Source organism: Paenibacillus doosanensis (genome assembly GCF_025060755.1).
GTDB lineage: Bacteria > Bacillota > Bacilli > Paenibacillales > NBRC-103111 > Paenibacillus_S > Paenibacillus_S doosanensis.
The window spans coordinates 54,380-72,923 of the sequence record NZ_JANYUY010000034.1; the positions used below are offsets into that span (position 1 = coordinate 54,380).

Below are 18,544 nucleotides of genomic sequence, written 5' to 3' on the forward strand. Positions count from 1 at the left end.
TCCCGGGCCAATGTACATATGCTGTAAGCAGGGAATGACAAATGCCTATTTTTGAAAGAATGGAGCGAAGCGAAATGACAACAGGTGCAATCGAATCGGGAGAAATCAGACCGGTCCACGATACCGCGAGGGGCTTTCACGGAGGAGGTTTTCATGGCGGCGGCGGCTTCCATGGAGGAGGCTTCCATGGCGGGGGCTTTCACGGAGGCGGCTTTCCTGGAGGAGGTTTCCACGGAGGCGGCTTTCACGGGGGGTATCCCGGAGGTTTCTATGGCGGCTTTTATAACCCGCTGATTTTTCCTTTTATTTTTGACGGCGGGTATTATCCTTACTATAATTATCCGTATTATCCTTACTATCCTTACTATCCGGTCGTTATTTAACGCCGTCGGGCGACGGTCCCGCCGCATAAAGAAAGCCCCGGTATCCGCTGATCAACCAATTAGCGGAGCCGGAGGCTTTTTTTTGTATTTTCATTAATCGATTAGTTTTTCCCTTATGACGGGCATGAAAATTTCCACGGTCGTGCCCTGATTGACCTCGCTGCGGATTTCCATGCGGCCCCCGTGATTTTCGATAATTTTGAACGTGACCATCAAGCCGAGGCCGGTTCCTTTTTCCTTGGTCGTGTAGAACGGTTCGCCGAGCCGGGGAATCCGTTCCTCCGGGATGCCGCAGCCCTGATCGATAAACCGGATGAGCAGCGTATTTTCGTCCCACATCCCGAGCTCCATGCGAATTTCTCCGCCGTCGGGCATCGAATCGATCGCATTGTTCAAGATGTTGATGAACACCTGCTTGATCTGATTTTCATCGCAGTTAATGGGGGGCAGCGGCTCATCCGCACTCATCTCCAGCACGACGTTATGTATCATCGCCTGGGAGCCCAACAGCGCGACCGTATTCTGCAAGATTTGGACCACCTGCTTCTGCTGATAGCGGACCGACTGCGGCTTGGCGATGACGAGAAATTCGCTGACGATAAAGTTGATGCGTTCCAGCTCGTCCAGCATAATATCGAAATACGATTCATAACCGGAGATTTTCATCTGCATAAGCTGGACGAATCCTTTGAGGGAGGTTAACGGGTTACGGATTTCATGGGCGACCCCTGCGGCCAGCTGGCCGACGATCGACAGCTTCTCGGAGCGCAGCAGCATCTCCTCGGCCCGTTTGCGTTCGCTAATATCTTTGCCGATCATATAGACCCCGTTCATCTGACCGTTGACGACAATCGGAACATTCAGCACGCTTAGCTCTACCGGATGCCCTTTTTTATGTAGAAACGTAATTTCGTAAAGATGATTTTGTCCGCTGAGCGTTCCGTTGAATTGCTCCTGCCACCGTTCCATATGCTCCGGCACGATCAAGTGATGAATCGACTTGTTCAGCAGCTCATCCTCCGTATAGCCGGTCATCCGGAATAAGGCCGGATTGGCGCTTGTGCAGTATCCGTAACGGTCGAAGGAGCAGATGGGATCGGGATTATGCTGGAACAGCGATTTGTAGCGCTGCTCGCTTTGCTCAAGCTTCTTCTCCGCCTTCTTCCTCTCGTAGATCGCTTGAATCATGGCGTAGGATCGCGCGAAGCGGCTGTCTTCCTCCTGCTCCACGATCGAGGCGAAAATATCGTCCTGGAAATCGTCGGGATCGCTGCTTCGGTCAAGCTTTTTAACTTCCCCGAGCATATTTTTGACGTTGGCGATGTGATCTTTATGGATCCAAGCGGCCGATGCCGTTTTGGAGCGGGTTTCATTCTCTGGACTCAAATAAACGATGCCTTTTTTCACATCGTAATCGGTCACGTGATTCATATTCACGACATTCATCTGGTCGATCAGCCGGAAGCCTTCTTCATACATCCATTCCTCGAACGCTTCTAATGAAGCGGCCCAATAATATTTGTCGTTCACGGTGTGAATGACGTATTCCTTATCTTTTACCGATTCGATCTTTACGACGTCGTCGGAGTGGATGATCATGATATCGGAGCCTTTTTTTCCGTCTCGAGTGACGGGAATTTTCTGCATGTCCTTCGTTCACCTGCCTGCCTACATCATTCAATTATACCAGAAAAATTTCAGCGTCAAAACAACAGGCGGATATAAGTGCGAGTAGTGTAATGAACTGTGTTGGAACGGCCAGAATAATGCCCGCTGCACGAAAAAAACCAACTGACGCTGATGCTCTTGCGAGATAACATACGAAGCCACTTCAGGGTGGCCAAGGAAACGGAAGCCGCCGATATGCCGGGACAACCGGAAAGCAAGAACCCGCTTGGCAGCAGCACGGTCAGTGCATGAATAGGCGGTGTGAATAAGCGGCTTAATATTGACCCAAATGCTGGTGATTTGCGGAGTAGAGGCGAAATCGGAGCGTAAGCCGTCTGCCAAAAAATAAACACAATGCCTCCATTATATCCTTAGTCGATTTCAGAAGTAAATGCAATAATTAGAAAAATATCGATTTTTCCTTCGGCTGCTTGCACAACGGACGCCCGGCTTGCAGTCCGGCACAAAAAACCGCCCTAAGCAAGGGCGGAGGAAGGCGAAGCATCAAGGTTCGTCTACATATTCGTCCTGGTCGCTGCCCCATATGAAGTCTTTGGTATAGTCGATGCCTGGGGCGGTTTCCGCGGCGTTCGGCTTCGCCGTTACGGCGCTGGAGACCAGAGCGGATTGCTGCGTCTCTGCCGCCGCTTCTTCCGGTTTATGCTGCCCGTTCATTGGTTACCCTCCCTTCTGCTCTGTTTGTCGGCTAACGCCCGTCGTAGTATTCTCTCTTGCCGGGAGTTTCATGAAACTTTTTGGATGACTGGAAGAGCAGGGCGGGCATGCGGAAGAAGAGAAGGTAGAGCAGGACGAACATGGTGAGGGCGATGGCTTCCTCCGCGATCAAGTAATAAGGGTGAGGCCCCAGCATATCCAGCATGGAGGGGGTGTCCGGCTTATGCATCAGGAACATATAATTGGAACCGAGCATCCTGTTGACGCCTCCTACGCCGAGCATCAGCAGGTTAAGGAACAGCATGGCTGCGCCGACGGATTTCCAGGACGGCTTGCAGTTTTCGATCCACGTCATATAGAGAGACGCCATAATAATGGCTCCGTGTGCAATGAAAAAATGGAAAAAACGAAAATGCGGAAACGGATACCCGAGACTCGGCGTCGCTATAGCCTGCAGGGCGCCGCAAATTCCGGCGAAAAACAAAATCGAATACAGTCTTCGGCTGCGGGTCCACAGCATGAAGACGGACAAGACGAGGGTAATGCTGCACAGCTCCAAAGGAAGGGTGCTCTTCACATTCCACAAGCCTTCCGCCCCGTACCATATATTCAGAGCGATTTCGGGAAGCAGCAGGGCGGCGATGATGCCGCAGCGGACGAGGTCCTTGTACGGCCTGCTGCGCCCGAGCGGCTCCCGCCAAACATACAGGGCGGCGGCCGCCATGGCGATCCCGGCGACAGCGGCGAGATGGGAGGAGGAGAACAAGGTAAAATTCGCCTGATGCTGCGCACTCCAAAACGGATTCATCGGCATTCTCCTTTTTGCAGAGTAGAGGTTTATCTCAATTGTACCCGGCTTCTTCGGCTTGCTGCAGTACTAACTTTAAATAGTACCCCGATGGTCGCTTGCTTATAGGAAATATCTATTAAGTCGATATGTATTATATATTTCCATTACTAAGCTTGCAAAGCGATAATATAAGGATAAGAACAGAAGGAGATGGTAGCTATGGCACAATCGGAAGGACAACAATGGAATGCTCTGCTGTACGACAGCAAGATCGGATTTGTTTCGCGTCTTGGCAAAGGCGTCGTCGACCTGCTGGCGCCGCGTCAAGGAGAGCGGATTCTCGACCTCGGCTGCGGAACCGGAGACTTGGCACGGGAGATCGCCCAATTCGGCGCTTCCTGCAAAGGCATCGACAGCTCGGCGGATATGGTGGAGCAGGCGAGGGTGAAGTATCCCGAGCTTGCGTTCGAGACGGCCGATGCGCATACGTTTCGGCTTGGGGAAAGCTTCGATGCGGTATTCTCCAACGCGGCGCTGCATTGGATGAAGCGGCCCGAGGAAGTGATTGAGTCGGTGCGCGCTGCTTTGAAGGACGGCGGGCGATTCGTCGCCGAATTCGGCGGAAGCGGCAACGTCGGGCGGATTTACAAGGCGATCGTTCAGGTGCTGAAATCGCATGGAATCGATGCCGAGGCGCGTAATCCGTGGTATTTTCCGACCGTAGGAGAATATAGCGGTTTACTGGAGAAGCACGGCTTCGAGGTTCGTTATATGGAATTGTTCGACCGGCCGACGGAGCTTGTCGACGGTGACCAAGGGATGCGCTACTGGCTCGATACGTTCGGCGGGATGTTTTTTGCCGGAATGACGGAGGATGAGAAGCGGGAGGCGTACGACGAATGCTGCTCGCTGCTTCGTCCCGAGCTGTTCAACGGCGCGTTCTGGACGGCCGATTACCGCAGGCTTCGTTTCGCGGCAGTCCGCCGGTAAGCGGTCTTCGACAGCGGGAAAAATTACCGACTCTTTGGACCCGATGCGGGCATATTTTTTTATGAAAAACGATATTCGGCGCAGCGGATTTTTGATACAATCATGCTAGAGCAAAATGGAAGCGGAAACTGAAGCCAAACGCAGCCTTTTTTGTTTCGCACAGCATGAAGGGAGCATGATGAACCGGGATGTCCGCCATAATTCGATCCGTATGGCTGCGTTACGCTGTATCGGCACTTGTTATTTTTATGATGTTCGCCTCTTATCATATTCGGGTGGAGGGGGAGGCGACCAATCCTCGTTTTGTTATGATGCGGCTGGAAGATATCGGTCCCGGCGGGCAGTACGGCTCGATCGACAATCTTGGCAAGTTAAGAACCGTTTTGGAATATTTGCGCGACCGGCATATCGCTTATCATCTTGCGGTGATCCCGCGCTGGCTGGACTTTCCGCCTGACGGCAGCCGATACGACGTGTCGCTGGATCAGAAGGATAATCCTTATGCGGCAGCTTACGTGAAGCTGCTGAAGCAGGCGGTTCACGACGGGGCGGTGCTCGGTATGCACGGGTACACGCATCAGGTCGGGATGGTCCGGCGCGACGACGGTCATCATGAATCGGGAATCGGCAACGAATTTGACGAACCGGGAGAGGCTTCGACCACATCGGCGGCGTTCGCCGAGCCGCGGCTTGCGGCAGGGCTCGACATCTTGCGCAATGCGGGCCTCAGGCCGATGTTCTGGGAGTCGCCCCACTACCGTTCGACGCCGGAGCAGGATGAATTGTTCCGCTCGTTCTTCGGATTGAATTATCAGGCGGATGTTCAGGCCAACCGCAACGCTTCGGCGGCCCAATATATGAACACGCGCAACCTGAGATACGGGGAAGCGAGCCTGGGCTCGGTCTACGTTCCGACGCCGTTCGACTATATTCCTTACAATAAAGACGAGAAAATGATTACGGACCGGCTCGGCAAGACGAATAATGTTAACTCGTTCTTTTATCACCCGTTTCTGGAGTTCAAATATTTGCTGCCCGTAACGGATGAGAACGGGGAGCAGGTCATTCGCGACGGTCTGCCGGAATACCGGTATCCGGATCAGGACCGCAGCATTTTGCAAAAGCTGATTGCGTCGATTCGGGCGAAGCATTATTTGTTCTACACGATCGAGGATTACGTTCCGTTTACGCCTTCGCAGAGCATCCGGTGGAACGCGCCGGATAGCGCTCAGCCGGCAATGGGCGGGCAAGGAAGACCGATGTTTGCCGATGTGACGGGCGACGGGCAGGAAGATATGATTGCATGGGACCGCAAGAGCGGGCTCGTCACCGTAGCGGGCGGATCTTTCGCCGGGCTGCGCAACGAGCCGCAGGGAGCGCCGGCCGTCTGGGCGAACGTACCGTATACGAACGGTTCCGCCGCCGCGGTGAGCGGCGGCATCGGCGGGCAGCGGCCGAGCTTGTGGGTCGTGCAGCCGGCAGGCAGGCTGGAGAAGTACGTCTCCGACGGCCGCCGCTTCGTTCTGCAGAGCAGCTGGAAGACGGAGGCGCGCAGCTGGGCAAGTCTTCAGGCGTACCCGCAGGCCGACGGGGATATGGTGCTGGCGGGCTTGTCGTCGGATCGAATGCAACTGAACGGCATCTGTATTACCAAAGGGGAAGCGAAGTCGCTTAAGCCGTATAAATTCAAGAGCGAATGGAAAACGGACATTCAGTCGCATATGCAGGAGGACGGCAGCCGGTACGTCTTCTTATCCAGGCCGGATACGGTCAGCGGTATCGTGCTGTCGCCGGATAAAGCGGCATGGGAGTGGAAGGCGGAAAGAATTCATTTGAACGTCCCGTACGAGGACGGGGAAATCCGGCTCGGAGATTTTAACGGGGACGGCAAGGAAGACGTGCTTCGCTACAATCCGGAAACGTCCCGCTATACCGTATATTTGCGCAAGGGAGACAATGAATATCAGCTGTTGTCCACGTTCGGACCGTGGGGCAAGCCCGGCTCCCGCCTGATCATTACCGATTTTGACGGCAACGGCAAAGACGATCTCGGCTTGTTCGATCGTCAGGACGGTTATCTGGATACGGCTCTTTCGTTCGAAAGCTTGTCATTGTAACGGGTTCATTTTTTACGGCACTTATTTCATTCATTTTTTCGATTTTCAGGGGATTCGGCGCATGGCGCCGGGTCCTTTCTTTCTTCTATGTACGGAAAGTTTCGAGCGGGTCCCGAAGAGATGCCGGTTTTCCATATAAAACGCTTGACCGGCGAACGTCCGCTCGTCTATTCTGAAATGGATAAGAAGGATTGTTAATCTACCTTGGTGGTGTGAGTATTCGTGGCAGAACAAACGATATTAGTCGTCGAGGATGACGAAGAAATTCGGGATATTATCCGCGTTTATTTGGAAGCGCATCAATTTCGCGTGATCGGGGCCGGGCGCGGCGATGAGGCAGTCCGTTTAGTCGAGACGATGCAGCCCGACCTGCTTATACTGGACGTGCTGCTGCCGGGAAAAGACGGGTTTGAAGTATGCAAGGAAGTAAGGGCAATGTCTTCGGCTCCGATCTTGTTTTTGAGCTGCAAGAAGGATGAGCAGGATAAAATTACGGGTCTTGAGCTTGGAGGAGACGACTATATCACGAAACCGTTCAGTCCTAACGAACTTATCGCCCGCGTCAAGGCCAACTTGAGGCGTCCGCATCTTAGCGGGGAGGCTCCTAACCGAATGCGGTTCGGCGCCGTCGAGCTGGACCCGGCCAGCCGCAGCGTGACCGTAAACCGGTCGGAGGTCACTTTGTCGAGAAAGGAATTCGATTTGCTGTATTATTTGGCCCGGCATCCCGGCCGCACGGTGACGCATGAGGAGCTGTTCCGCGAAATATGGGATCAGGAGATGATTAACGATACGCGCACGATTATCGTGCATGTCAGCAATTTGCGCAAAAAAATCGAGACCGATCCCGCCAACCCGAAGCATATTATTAATGTACACGGAGTCGGGTACAAGTTTATTTTGCCGCTTCAGAAGGTTTAAAACGATAAGGGAGGGAATGTAATGAAAGCGCTATTAGTAGGCGTCGGCGGCTTCGGCTCCAGCTGGTACCGGAGAATTCGCAGTCAGCACGGCGATGTGACGCTCGCCGTCGCCGACAGCGACGAGAGCAAGCGAAGCCAGATCGAAGGGGACGGCATCCCTTTCTATACGTCGTTGACGGAGGCGATCGAGCAGGAGCGCCCGGATGTGCTGCTGAACGTAACTCCAAGACAAGCGCACAAGGCGATTAACGATATTGCGTTCGGCTACAAGCTGCCGGTGTTCAGCGAAAAACCGATCGCCGCCAATTACGAGGACGCCAAGGCGATGGTGGAGCGGGCGGCGGCCGAAGGCGTTCCCTACATGATTGCCGAAAATTACCGCCGCTTTCCGTTCGTAAGGAAGCTGAAGCGGCTGCTGGACGAAGGAAGCATCGGCGCCGTTCTGACGATCGACGGAGAGTTTTACCGCGATACGGACAACAGACCGATGCAGGATAAGCTGGATGTGCTCGAAGAACTGGTCGTGCATCATTTTGATCTGGTGCGCTACTTGACCGGACGGGAAGTAGGTAAAGTGTTCGCTACCTACCGGCATCAGCTCCACATCGTGATGGACATGCAGGCGGCCATTACGGCCACCTTTACCTGCTCGACACGTTCCAAAGGCAAGCAGACGGACTGGGCGGGCAATTGGCGGATCGAAGGGACGGAAGGGTGTCTGGAGCTGATCGATAATGTCGTTTACTTGACCAAAGGCGGGGAGACGACGAGATTCGACGACTTTAGCGATATCGACTCGCCGAGCGCTTTTGCGGAATTTTTGCAATCGCTGGAAGAAAACAGGGAGGCGGAGACCAGCGCCCGCGATTATTTGAAAAATCAGGCGCTGGCCCACTATACGCGGGAATCGATCCGGCAAAGTCAAATGGTCGACACGTCGTCGAGCTGGGGCTACGGTCCGATGATCGTCCGCAATTACTTGGAGGCGGAGTTCGGCGAGCCCGGCGTCAGCCATCACGGGAAGGGATTGACCTACGGCAAGCGGCTGTTCTCCAAGGAGGATTTCGATACGCCGATCCAGTTTATGGGATACAGCGAGCTGCCGCCCGGAACGTCCATCGGCTACCACGGCCATCGCGAGGACGAGGAAGTGTACATCATTCTCGAAGGCACGGGCGTCATGACGGTCAACGGGGAAGAGCGGCAGGTTAAAGCCGGGGATATTGTGCTGAACAAGCCGTGGTGGAAGCATGGGTTGGAAAATAACGGAGATCGTCCGCTACGGGCCATTATATTTGAAGTGATGAAGAAAAGCTGAGAAGCGGGGCCGAGCCCTGCGATTCCCTCATAAAAACAAGCGGCTGCTCCTTCCGAAGGACAGCCGCTTGCTCGTTTCGGGCGCCGCTTCCTGCGTCCCGTATTAGAAGATGCTCCAATCGAATTCCGCCGACAGCGTCTGCAGCAGATGCACCCCGGCGGTGCTGTTGCCTTTGGCGTTCAGCGCCGGTCCGACGACGCCGATCCCGTATCGCCCGGGCACCAGCGCCAGAATGCCGCCGGAGACGCCGCTCTTTGCCGGCAGGCCGACCCGGATGGCGAAGGCGCCGGACTCGTTGTACATGCCGCAGGTGATCATGAACGATTTGGCGATCCGCACATATCGGCGCGGCACCAGCTCGCGGCCGGTCGCCGGATCGGTGCCGTCGCAAGCGAGCACCAATGCCATTCGCGCCAGCTGCCGGCAGTTCGCTTCGATCGAGCAGTGCTTGAAGTACACCTCAAGCACTTCTTCGACGTCCGCGTCCAGCACGCGGTTCGCCTTCAGGAAGTAGGCGAGCGAGCGGTTGCGGTGCGCGGTTTGCGTCTCGGAGCGGTACACGTCCTCGTTGCAGGCCAGCGACGGGTCGCCGGCCAGCTCGCGGAAGAAGGCGAGAATCCGCTCCGTCTTCTCGGCCGGAGTCGCGCCGTGAATGAGCGAGGAAATCGCAATCGCCCCGGCGTTGATGAGCGGGTTGAAGGGGATGCCCGGATCGACCAGCTCCAGCTTCAGCATCGAGTTGAAGTTATCGCCGGTCGGCTCCATGCCGACCTTGGCGAACACGCCGTCTTCTCCGTTATCCATGAGCGCGAGCAGCAGCGTAAATACTTTGGAAATGCTCTGCAGCGTGAACGGCAAATCGGCCTCGCCCGCACGGGCAACGCCGGAAGCGCCGTCCATAATCGTAATTCCAAGCGCATCCGCCGGGGCGTGGGCGAGCTCGGGGATATACGCCGCCACGCTTCCTTGAGCCGTATACGCGCGGCTTGCTTCCAGCCAGCGCGGCAAACCTTCAAGCAGTTGATTCCATTCCGTCTTCATAACGATGGCCTCCCTCTAAGACTCATGCCGTATACTTTAATTAGTATGGCCTCGATTTCCTCTATTTTTCGACAGGGAGACCGCTCTTTCCTTTCAATTTGACGAATTTGTAACAATTCTCTGTAAAGTCATTGGAATAAGTAGGATTTAGCGATATAATCTAGAATACAGATATCGTTCTGTGATATACTTTTGCTTAGCCAAAAAATATGATTAAGGAGTACGATGATGGAAAAAACACTTATTTTCGGTCACAAAAACCCGGACACCGATTCGATTAGCTCCGCGCTCGTTTATGCGGATTTGAAAACCAAATTGGGAGCTAACGTAGAGGCCGTTCGTCTTGGCAGCGTCAGCAGCGAAACGCAATTCGTGCTGGACCATTTCAAAGTCAACGCGCCGCGCCTTGTTGAAACCGTAGCGAACGAAGTGAACCAAGTCATTCTCGTCGACCACAACGAGCGTCAACAAAGCGCCGGCGATATCGATAAAGTACGTGTAGCTGAAGTTATCGACCATCACCGGATCGCCAACTTCGAAACGAGCGGACCGTTGTACTACCGTGCCGAGCCTGTAGGCTGCACGACGACGATTTTGAACAAATTGTACAAAGAAAACGGCGTAGCCGTTGAAAAGGAAATCGCAGGTCTTATGCTTTCCGCCATCATCTCCGATACATTGCTGTTGAAATCCCCGACTTGCACGGAGCAGGACGTAGCCGCCGCGCGCGAGCTTGCCGCAATCGCCGGCGTAGAGCTGGAAACGTACGGTCTGTCCATGCTGAAGGCGGGAGCCGATTTAAGCGACAAGACGATTCCGCAATTGATCTCCCTCGACTCCAAAGAGTTCCAAATGGGCGCAAGCAAAGTGGAAATCGCGCAAGTGAACGCGGTGGACGTGAACGACGTATTGTCCCGCCAAGCGGAGCTGGAAGCGGCATTGTCCGGAATTATCGCCGATAAGGGCTTGGATCTGTTCCTGTTCGTCGTAACCGACATCTTGAACAACGATTCCATCGGTATCGCCTTGGGCGGCAAAGCGAGCGCGGTGGAGCAAGCCTACAATGTGACGCTGGAGAGCAACAAAGCGGTATTGAAGGGCGTCGTATCCCGCAAATCGCAGATCGTACCGGTATTGACCGACATCTTGAGCAAGTAATCATAAAGGCATTGAAGCAGGCTGTCCTCCCTTCGGCGGAGGACGGCCCTTTTTTCGTTCATTGGGCTGATAGGAATGAAAAACCGAAGGCACCCGGCCTCCGGCTTCGTAACTGCGTTATAAAAACTTCCGGTTATGCTTCTTGCCGTCATACGAGAACAGCACCTGCTTGGATTCGACCATCGTCTCCAGATGGACGGGTTTGCCCCACAGCCTGTGGATGTAAGGAAGCGTCCGCTCCACATATTTTAGATCGAGCTCAACGCCCTCATAAGAGTGCTTCAAGTACAGCTCGCCGTTTTTCTCGTAATCGCCGTCTTCGACCACGATATAAGGGAAGCCGCCGTTGACGCGGGAATAGACGAGCTGGTCGCGGATATTCGCCCAGGTTTTGTCGGTAATTTTCCATTCGGGTCCTTTTTTCTCGAAAACGTACAGGTCCAAGTCGTCCACGAGCTGCTTGGTTAAATAGTTACGGATGAAGGACAGGTCGGAATCGTATTCCCGCACGTCGAATATTTTGCGCCGTCCTTGACCCGGTTCGCGGCCGTACCGCTCGCGTTCCTCTTCGGTCGGCTTATCCCACCGCTTTTCGATATCTTCGAATATTTTGAGGCCCAAATAATACGGATTGAGGCTGTGTCTCGACGGGACGACGACAGAGGAATTCAGCTTGGCGAATTCGATCGTTTCCTCCTCGGTCAGCTCCATTTCGCGGAGGATGCGCTGATGCCAATACGAAGCCCAGCCTTCGTTCATAATCTTCGTTTCGAGCTGCGGCCAGAAGTACAGCATTTCGTCGCGCAGCATCGTCATGACGTCGCGCTGCCAATCGGTGAGATAGGGCGCGTGCTCTTCAATGAACAGCACCAGGTCTTTCTCCGGCTTGGGAGGGAATTTGCGCGGCTCCTCCTTGACGGTTTTCCCCGCGCCCCGATCGTCCAAATCCCATAAATCCTCATAGCCGAGCCGCCGTTCTCTCGGTTCCTCTTCCTTGAGCGATTTTTCGTTATTTCTTCCGTATCGGGAAGCCGAGTAAGGGGTGGAGATCAGCGGATCGACATGCTCTTGAATGGCCAGCACCGCATCGATGAATTTCTCGACCTCGTCGGCTCCGTACAAAATTTCATACTGCCTGACGCGCTCCGCCGTAGCGGACATGCTCTCGACCATATTGCGGTTCGTTTTGGAGAAGCGGGCGTTGTTTTTGAAAAAATCGCAGTGAGCGAGCACATGGGCGACGATAAGCTTGTTCTGAATCAGCGAATTGCCGTCCAGCAGGAAAGCGTAGCACGGGTCGGAGTTAATGACCAGCTCGTAAATTTTGCTCAGCCCGAAATCGTATTGCATTTTCATCTTATGAAACGTTTTCCCGAAGCTCCAATGGCTGAAGCGAGTAGGCATGCCGTAAGCGCCGAACGTGTAGATGATGTCGGCCGGGCAGATTTCGTAGCGCATCGGATAATAGTCGAGCCCGAAGCCGGTGGCGATCTCGGATATTTCCGCAATGGCGTATTCGAGCTGCTTGATATATTCGGCGTTCATCGAGCGATCCTCCCTTCGGATTTGGGGAAAAAGGTGCGCAGCGCTTTATACACTTCGCCCTTTTCGCGGATGACGTAATGCACGAATTTCGGATCGTGAATATTCCGGTAGGCGGACATCAGCGTGCTGCTCCGGTTGTATTGATTGACTTCGCCGTAGCCGAACAGGTTGGACCGCTTCACCAGCTCCTGGATGAGCTTGACGCAGCGCTCGTTGTCGGAGGTCAGATTGTCGCCGTCGGAGAAGTGGAACGGATAAATGTTATAGCGGGCCGGAGAAAAGCGCCGGTCGATCAATTCCAACGCCAGCTGATAAGCCGACGAGCAGATCGTGCCGCCGCTCTCGCCTTTGGTGAAAAATTCCTCCTCGGTTACTTCCTTGGCTTCCGTATGATGAGCGATAAATACGATTTCGACATGCTCGTATTTAGTCCGCAGAAACCGTGTCATCCAGAAGAAAAAGCTGCGGGCGATATATTTCTCGAACGAGCCCATCGACCCCGATGTATCCATCATGGCGATGATCAGGGCGTTGGATTGCGGGACGACGATTTCCTCCCACGTTTTGAAGCGCAGGTCGTCGGGGCTGATGCCGTGAATGCCGGGGATGCCGGCGCCTGCGTTGCGGCGGAGATTTTCGAGTATCGTCCGCTTTTTATCGATATTGGACATAATTCCCTTTTTGCGAATATCATTGAAAATGATGTCCTTGGTCATCACATTGTCTTTTTCTTTTTGCTGCAGGTTAGGCAGCTCCAATTCCTCGAACAGCATCGTCTGAAGCTCTTCGAGCTGCACCTCGGCGTCGTAGTAGTCGTCGCCCGGCTGATCGCCGGCGCCTTCGCCTTTGCCCGGTCCTCCGGACGGAGTAGGGTCCACGCCCAGCACGTCGCCGACCTGGCTGTCGCCGTCGCCCTGGCCTACATGCTTGCTTTTATTGTAGTTATACCGAAAGCGGTATTCGTCCAGGCTGCGAATCGGTACTTTAATGATGTGTTTGCCGTCAGACATAACGATGCTTTCGTCCGTAACAAGGTCAGGCAGGTTCTGCTTAATCGCTTCTCGTACTTTTTGTTGATGGCGGGTTTGGTCCTGATAGCCTTTGCGATGTAAAGACCAATCCTCTCGGGAAACGGTAAATAATGGTTCTGTCATGTCGGACACCTCCTGATTTGGGCTTTGGATCATGCATATAAAGAACGGATGTGACAAGACAAAAGGAAAAAAGTGCTTGTTACTAAATATATTCAAGTAGCAGGGGGATATGTGAGTAGGACAGGAGGCTATTTTTTGCGGGAGCCTATCTTAAGCTCTCCGTACGGCCTGCTATCGCCCCGAACGGCCGCTTCCCGGGGAAACGACAGTTTTTCTGCTTTTTTGCGTACAAATCAGCTATAATAATGTCTGAATTGACCATGACCGAACCTCCGGGTTCCCGTATGATTAGGTTGTGGGCCGTCATCGCGCTTACGCTTCTCCACTAAAAACATCGGCTTGCAGGATTGGCCGTCTATCGGTAAATGACCTTTCCAAAGGAGTTTCGAATTGTGATATGTAGGAGGTTTTCCTCATGGAGAAACAGTTGCACAGCAGCCAATTTATTAAAGAGCACTCGTTTCCGTTCTGGATCCGCCGTTTTTTTCACGACCATGAGCATGTGCCTTTGCTGCACGGCCACGATTTCGTGGAGCTGGTCTATGTGGTCCGGGGAGAGGCGCAGCATGTGTTCGAAGGGCATTATTACGACATCCGCTCGGGCGACGTATTTATTATTAATCCCGGCGAAGTGCACACCTACAGCATTAATCCCGGCAAGGAAATCGAGATTATCAACTGCCTGTTTATGCCCGATCTGATTCAGGGCAATTGGCTGCTGGACCTCGGCATTTCCCAGTCGATGGATTATTTTTACGTTCATCCGTTTTTAGATAAAAGAGAGCGGTTTCATCGCTGCCTGAATTTGAACGGGCAGGATGCGACGCGCTCGCTGTTCCTGCTGGAGACCATCATTCACGAATTCGATAACCGCCAGCCCGGCTTCGAAACGTTAATCCGGCTGCAGATGGTGGAGCTGCTTATTCTGCTGTCCCGCGCCTACCGGCAGGCGGAAGGGCAAAACGGCAGAGAATCCGTGCGCAATAGCGCCAAACAGCTGCTCGTTCGCCGCATCTGCGGCTATTTGGAGCGGTATTACGATAAGAAAGTATCCATCCCGGTTTTGTGCGAGCTGTTTAATATCAGTTCGAGGCAGCTGAACCGGATTTTCAAGGAATCGCTGGGCATGACCGTCGTGGACATGATTCACCGGATACGGATCGAGCGCGCGAAGCATCTGCTGCTGGAAACCGACGAGAAGGTCATCACCATCGCGGGGCGCGTCGGCTACGAGGACCCGGCTTTTTTCAGCCGGCTGTTTCATCGCGAGGTCGGCTGCTCGCCGGGCAAATACCGCGAATCCTCTTGACTTCCGCTGGGCGAAGGAGGGGGCAGCATGCGCCGCTGGAATGACCGGATGCTGAAAACGAAAATGTTTATAGCTTTTTCCGTCGTATCCTTGTTCATTGTCGGGATCACCTGCTCTATTTTTTATTACAAGAACACCAGCGATATTCAGCATCAGACGTTTTCCTTATCGAACATCATCTCGAAGCAGTTTTCGGAGATGATCGATTTGTACATGCGGAGCGTCGAGGAGCTGTCGCTGGCGATTTCCATCGACCCGTCGATTCAGAACATCCTGTTCGATTTCTACAAGACGTCCGATCCGGTCGGGAAGGAAGCGGTCGGCTACAAGCTCAACCCCATTCTGTTTAACTTCTCATATCCCAAAACCTATGTTCAGAGCATATCCATTTACTCGCTGGATAAGCATCTGTATCAATATTCCAAGCTGGTGGAGCCGAAGCCGCGGGAGCTGCTGCCCGAAGAGCGGCTGAAGGAGTTCTCAGGCTCGCTGAACCGGGAGCCGTTCGCCCTGCTGCCGTCCGCCGAAGTGCATACCGATAAAGAGGGCTCCCCCGAGCGGGTCGTTTCGTTTGTCCGCAAAATTACGAAAATACCGACGCAGACGATCATCGGCTTCGTCAGCATTCAGATCAATGTGAACGCATTCAATATGGTTCTTGCCAATGCTACGGCCAACGAGCTGGAAAGTACGATGCATGTGCTGATCGTGGCGGACGAAGGCCGGATCATTTATGAAAACGGCAGCAGTGCGGGCGAGGGGGCCCGGTTCGATACCCGCGTGTTTGAGCACGCCGGCTCGGAAGGCGAGCTGCGCTGGAAGGACACCGATTACCTATACACCTTTGTGCGGTCAAGCTATACCGGGTGGCATACGGTGATCTTAATCCCGAAGCATGTGCTTTTGCTGAAGCAAAAGCGGATTCAGGATATCGTGCTGTTGGTCGGTATTCTGACGATGCTGTCCATCGCGGCCGTCTCCTATTTGTTATCCCATCAAATCACTCTTCCGTTGAACAAGCTGATGCGCCATATGTCGCGGGTCGAGCTGGGCGATTTCAGTCACAGGATGGAATATGCCGGACGCAACGAAATCGGCAAGCTGAGCCGGATGTATAACCATATGCTCGGCAGCATTTCCCGTCTGATCCACGAGGTGTACGAATCGAAGCTGGCGGAAAAAAATGCCCAGTTGTCAGCGCTGCATGCTCAGATTAATCCTCATTTTCTGTACAATACCCTCAACATCATGAAATCCATCAGCCGGCTGCGCGGCATCGAAGAGGTCGCCGAAATTTCCGAATCGCTGGCCGGACTATTCCAATACAGCATGAAAAATTTACATCAGCCCGTCACGCTGCGGGAGGAAATCGAGCATATCGACAATTATTTCAAAATTCAGCAGCACCGGTTCGGCAGCCGGATTCTCCTGCACTGCGACATTCCGCCGGAGCTGCTTGAAGCGTCCGTGCTCAAGCTGACGGTGCAGCCGCTCGTCGAGAACGCGGTGAATCACGGGCTGCGCAGAGTGAAAGCGGGAGGACGCATCACGATCCGGGCGGCCCAAGCGGAGGGCGTGCTAACGTTAACTGTGCAGGATAACGGGGAAGGCATTGCGGATAAGGAGAAGGCTCGTCTGGAGGAAGCGCTTCGCAAGGCCAACCCGCTGAACCACTACGACGAGGTGTCCCACGGCATCGGCCTGCTCAACATACGGCAGCGCATCCAGCTTTATTACGGCAAAGATTACGGCTTGAACATTTACAGCCAGCCCGGCGAAGGCACTTCGGTATCGCTGGTCGTACCGCTGGCTGTGAAGATCCAATCGGCGAAGGAGGCTGCGCTATGAACATTTTTGTAGTGGAGGATGAACGCTGGGCGCTGGCGGAGCTGGAGACGCTGCTGGCCCGCTATGAGCCGGAGCACGGCATCTACGCATTCGACAACGGGGACGACGCGTTGGCGGCGGCGGCCGACCTGCGCCCGAGTCTTGTGCTGACGGATATCAACATGCCGGGAATCGACGGCCTGGAGCTGATCGAGCAGCTGACCAAGCTGGATTCCGCCGTCAAGTGCATGATCCTGAGCGTCCATGACGAATTCGAATACGCCCGTCAGGGGATGCAGTTCGGCGTGGGCGACTATTTGCTGAAGCCTGTCAAAAAAGAAGTGCTGTATCAAGCGGTCGATAAAGCGCTCCATCAGCTTGAGCAGGAGCATCGGCGCCGGGACGCCTGGGTGAACGGCTCGCTCGCCCAGATGCTGCTGGCCGAGGACGACAGCGTGCCGGATGCGGAGCTAGGGCGCGAATGGAACGAGCGATTGTACGCCGTCGTGCTGCTTTCGCTGGAGAAGGCTCCGCAGATCAAAGGGTGGAAGGCGGCGGCGGTCGATTTTGACGCATGGTTCCGCCGGCTGGCCCAGCCGCCTTATCCTGATTCGCTCATTCAATGCGTGGACCTGGACTGCCGGCAGAGGGTGCTGCTGGTGCCGATGGCCGCAGCGGCGCAGACGGCCGCCTTGCAGCCCGTGCTGCTGGAGCTTTTCGAGCAGCTCAGGCAGCTTCCCGTTCCGGCGCATATGGCGATTGCCCTCAAGGAAGAGAGCGTGCCGCTGCGTCAAGTTTATACCGGCCTGAAGGAGTCGTTGGAGGAGCATGCCGTCTTCGGGGCGGCCACCTGCCTGCCGTTCGGGGCGAAGCCGCAGGAGGCGGAGCTGTTAAGCGCGTGGGACAAGGTGCGCATCATGGAGGTTCACTGCAAGAAGGGCGAGCTGCTGAAGGGACAGGAGACGCTGGGGCATATTGTCGACGAGATGCGCTTGAAGCGGGTGACGAAACGGCAGCTGAGGTTATTTATTCAGGATGTGCTGTTCTCGCTGAAATATCATTTGCTCTCGTCCGGCGGCGATAAGATCAGCTTGAACGACTTGCAGGAGGATGTGCGCTGCTTGAATGATTTTACCGGCTACGGCGAGCTGTTCGACTGGCTGAAGGAGAAGCTGTTTCGTTTGTATTGCGTGCGGCCGGAGCCTCAAGATTTGAATCCGAAGGGGCTGGTGCCCGTACTTTTGCAGCATATTCATGCCCATTATCAGAACCCGATTTCGCTGCAGCAGTTCGCGGCCGAGCATCATGTCAGCCTGGGGTATTTGTCGCGCATGTTCAAGAGCCAGACCGGCACGACCTTCTCCGATTATATTGCCGGCTACCGGATTCGCAAGGCGCAGGAGCTGCTAGCCGGCGGCATCGAGCGGCTGCAGGAGGTCAGCCGGCTGGTCGGATATGAGGATACGAAGCATTTTAGCGCCCTGTTCAAAAAGTTCGTCGGGGTCTCGCCGATGACGTACGCGAGAAAGCGGCCGACGACCAAATAGGAAAAATCCCCCCCCTTATTTCGTACAAATCGCATGTATTCGGTGCCTGACGCCGGCTATACAATGAAAACATGACAACGCCACTGCAATACTGGAAGG

Annotated in this window: 15 protein-coding genes; 9 read left to right on the forward strand and 6 right to left on the reverse strand. The window is 54.4% G+C overall.

The window, feature by feature from the left end; translation table 11 throughout:
* Window positions 1-74 precede the first annotated feature (74 nt).
* Window positions 75-383: a hypothetical protein gene (locus tag N0M98_RS21830; protein ID WP_249861624.1), complete on the forward strand. Its 309-nt coding sequence runs from the start codon at window positions 75-77 to the stop codon at window positions 381-383.
* A gap of 93 nt (window positions 384-476) precedes the next feature.
* On the opposite strand, the gene N0M98_RS21835 is transcribed toward N0M98_RS21830, so the two are convergent.
* From N0M98_RS21835 to N0M98_RS21845, 3 genes are all read right to left on the reverse strand, one after another.
* Window positions 477-2,030 (reverse strand): PAS domain-containing sensor histidine kinase, encoded by a 1,554-nt coding sequence (locus N0M98_RS21835; RefSeq protein WP_249861625.1) that lies wholly within the window; start codon window positions 2,028-2,030, stop codon window positions 477-479.
* Window positions 2,031-2,555: 525 nt separating this feature from the next.
* Window positions 2,556-2,726 carry a hypothetical protein gene (locus tag N0M98_RS21840; RefSeq protein WP_249861627.1) on the reverse strand — a complete coding sequence of 57 codons (171 nt, stop codon included), beginning with the start codon at window positions 2,724-2,726 and terminating at the stop codon, window positions 2,556-2,558.
* A 31-nt stretch (window positions 2,727-2,757) separates the two neighbouring features.
* Entirely contained in the window at window positions 2,758-3,534 is a 777-nt protein-coding gene (locus N0M98_RS21845; protein WP_259619128.1) for a YwaF family protein, read from the reverse strand.
* Window positions 3,535-3,735: 201 nt separating this feature from the next.
* On the opposite strand from N0M98_RS21845, the gene N0M98_RS21850 reads away from it, so the two are divergent.
* The 4 genes from N0M98_RS21850 to N0M98_RS21865 all read left to right on the forward strand — a co-directional run bounded on the left by N0M98_RS21850 (window position 3,736) and on the right by N0M98_RS21865 (window position 8,864).
* On the forward strand, window positions 3,736-4,506 hold the full coding sequence (locus tag N0M98_RS21850) for a class I SAM-dependent methyltransferase (protein ID WP_259619129.1): 771 nt from the start codon (window positions 3,736-3,738) through the stop codon (window positions 4,504-4,506).
* Between the two features lie 188 nt (window positions 4,507-4,694).
* The gene (locus N0M98_RS21855) at window positions 4,695-6,623 is read left to right on the forward strand and encodes a DUF2334 domain-containing protein (protein ID WP_259619130.1); all 1,929 of its coding nucleotides are present in this window, start codon (window positions 4,695-4,697) and stop codon (window positions 6,621-6,623) included.
* 222 nt (window positions 6,624-6,845) lie between these two features.
* Complete coding sequence (locus tag N0M98_RS21860) at window positions 6,846-7,544, forward strand: response regulator transcription factor (RefSeq protein ID WP_259619131.1); 699 nt, start codon at window positions 6,846-6,848, stop codon at window positions 7,542-7,544.
* 21 nt (window positions 7,545-7,565) lie between these two features.
* Window positions 7,566-8,864, forward strand: a complete 1,299-nt coding sequence (locus N0M98_RS21865) for a cupin domain-containing protein (RefSeq protein WP_259619132.1) — start codon at window positions 7,566-7,568, stop codon at window positions 8,862-8,864.
* Window positions 8,865-8,966: 102 nt separating this feature from the next.
* Here the strand turns inward: N0M98_RS21865 and glsA are convergent, their stop codons facing one another.
* Entirely contained in the window at window positions 8,967-9,905 is a 939-nt protein-coding gene (glsA, locus tag N0M98_RS21870) for a glutaminase A (RefSeq protein WP_259619133.1), read from the reverse strand.
* A 228-nt stretch (window positions 9,906-10,133) separates the two neighbouring features.
* Between glsA and N0M98_RS21875 the strand changes: the two genes are divergently transcribed.
* Window positions 10,134-11,063 (forward strand): manganese-dependent inorganic pyrophosphatase, encoded by a 930-nt coding sequence (locus tag N0M98_RS21875; RefSeq protein WP_259619151.1) that lies wholly within the window; start codon window positions 10,134-10,136, stop codon window positions 11,061-11,063.
* A 117-nt stretch (window positions 11,064-11,180) separates the two neighbouring features.
* Here the strand turns inward: N0M98_RS21875 and N0M98_RS21880 are convergent, their stop codons facing one another.
* Together N0M98_RS21880 and yhbH are read right to left on the reverse strand one after the other, a co-directional pair.
* Entirely contained in the window at window positions 11,181-12,608 is a 1,428-nt protein-coding gene (locus N0M98_RS21880) for a SpoVR family protein (protein WP_259619134.1), read from the reverse strand.
* Window positions 12,605-13,762: a sporulation protein YhbH gene (gene yhbH, locus N0M98_RS21885; protein WP_259619135.1), complete on the reverse strand. Its 1,158-nt coding sequence runs from the start codon at window positions 13,760-13,762 to the stop codon at window positions 12,605-12,607. Before yhbH ends, N0M98_RS21880 begins: the two co-directional genes overlap by 4 nt.
* A gap of 415 nt (window positions 13,763-14,177) precedes the next feature.
* Between yhbH and N0M98_RS21890 the strand changes: the two genes are divergently transcribed.
* The 3 genes from N0M98_RS21890 to N0M98_RS21900 are packed head-to-tail and all read left to right on the forward strand — an operon-like array spanning window position 14,178 to window position 18,445.
* Complete coding sequence (locus N0M98_RS21890) at window positions 14,178-15,071, forward strand: AraC family transcriptional regulator (RefSeq protein ID WP_249861636.1); 894 nt, start codon at window positions 14,178-14,180, stop codon at window positions 15,069-15,071.
* A 27-nt stretch (window positions 15,072-15,098) separates the two neighbouring features.
* Window positions 15,099-16,919: a cache domain-containing sensor histidine kinase gene (locus N0M98_RS21895; protein WP_259619136.1), complete on the forward strand. Its 1,821-nt coding sequence runs from the start codon at window positions 15,099-15,101 to the stop codon at window positions 16,917-16,919.
* On the forward strand, window positions 16,916-18,445 hold the full coding sequence (locus N0M98_RS21900) for a response regulator (protein WP_259619137.1): 1,530 nt from the start codon (window positions 16,916-16,918) through the stop codon (window positions 18,443-18,445). Before N0M98_RS21895 ends, N0M98_RS21900 begins: the two co-directional genes overlap by 4 nt.
* The last annotated feature ends 99 nt before the right edge of the window (window positions 18,446-18,544 follow it).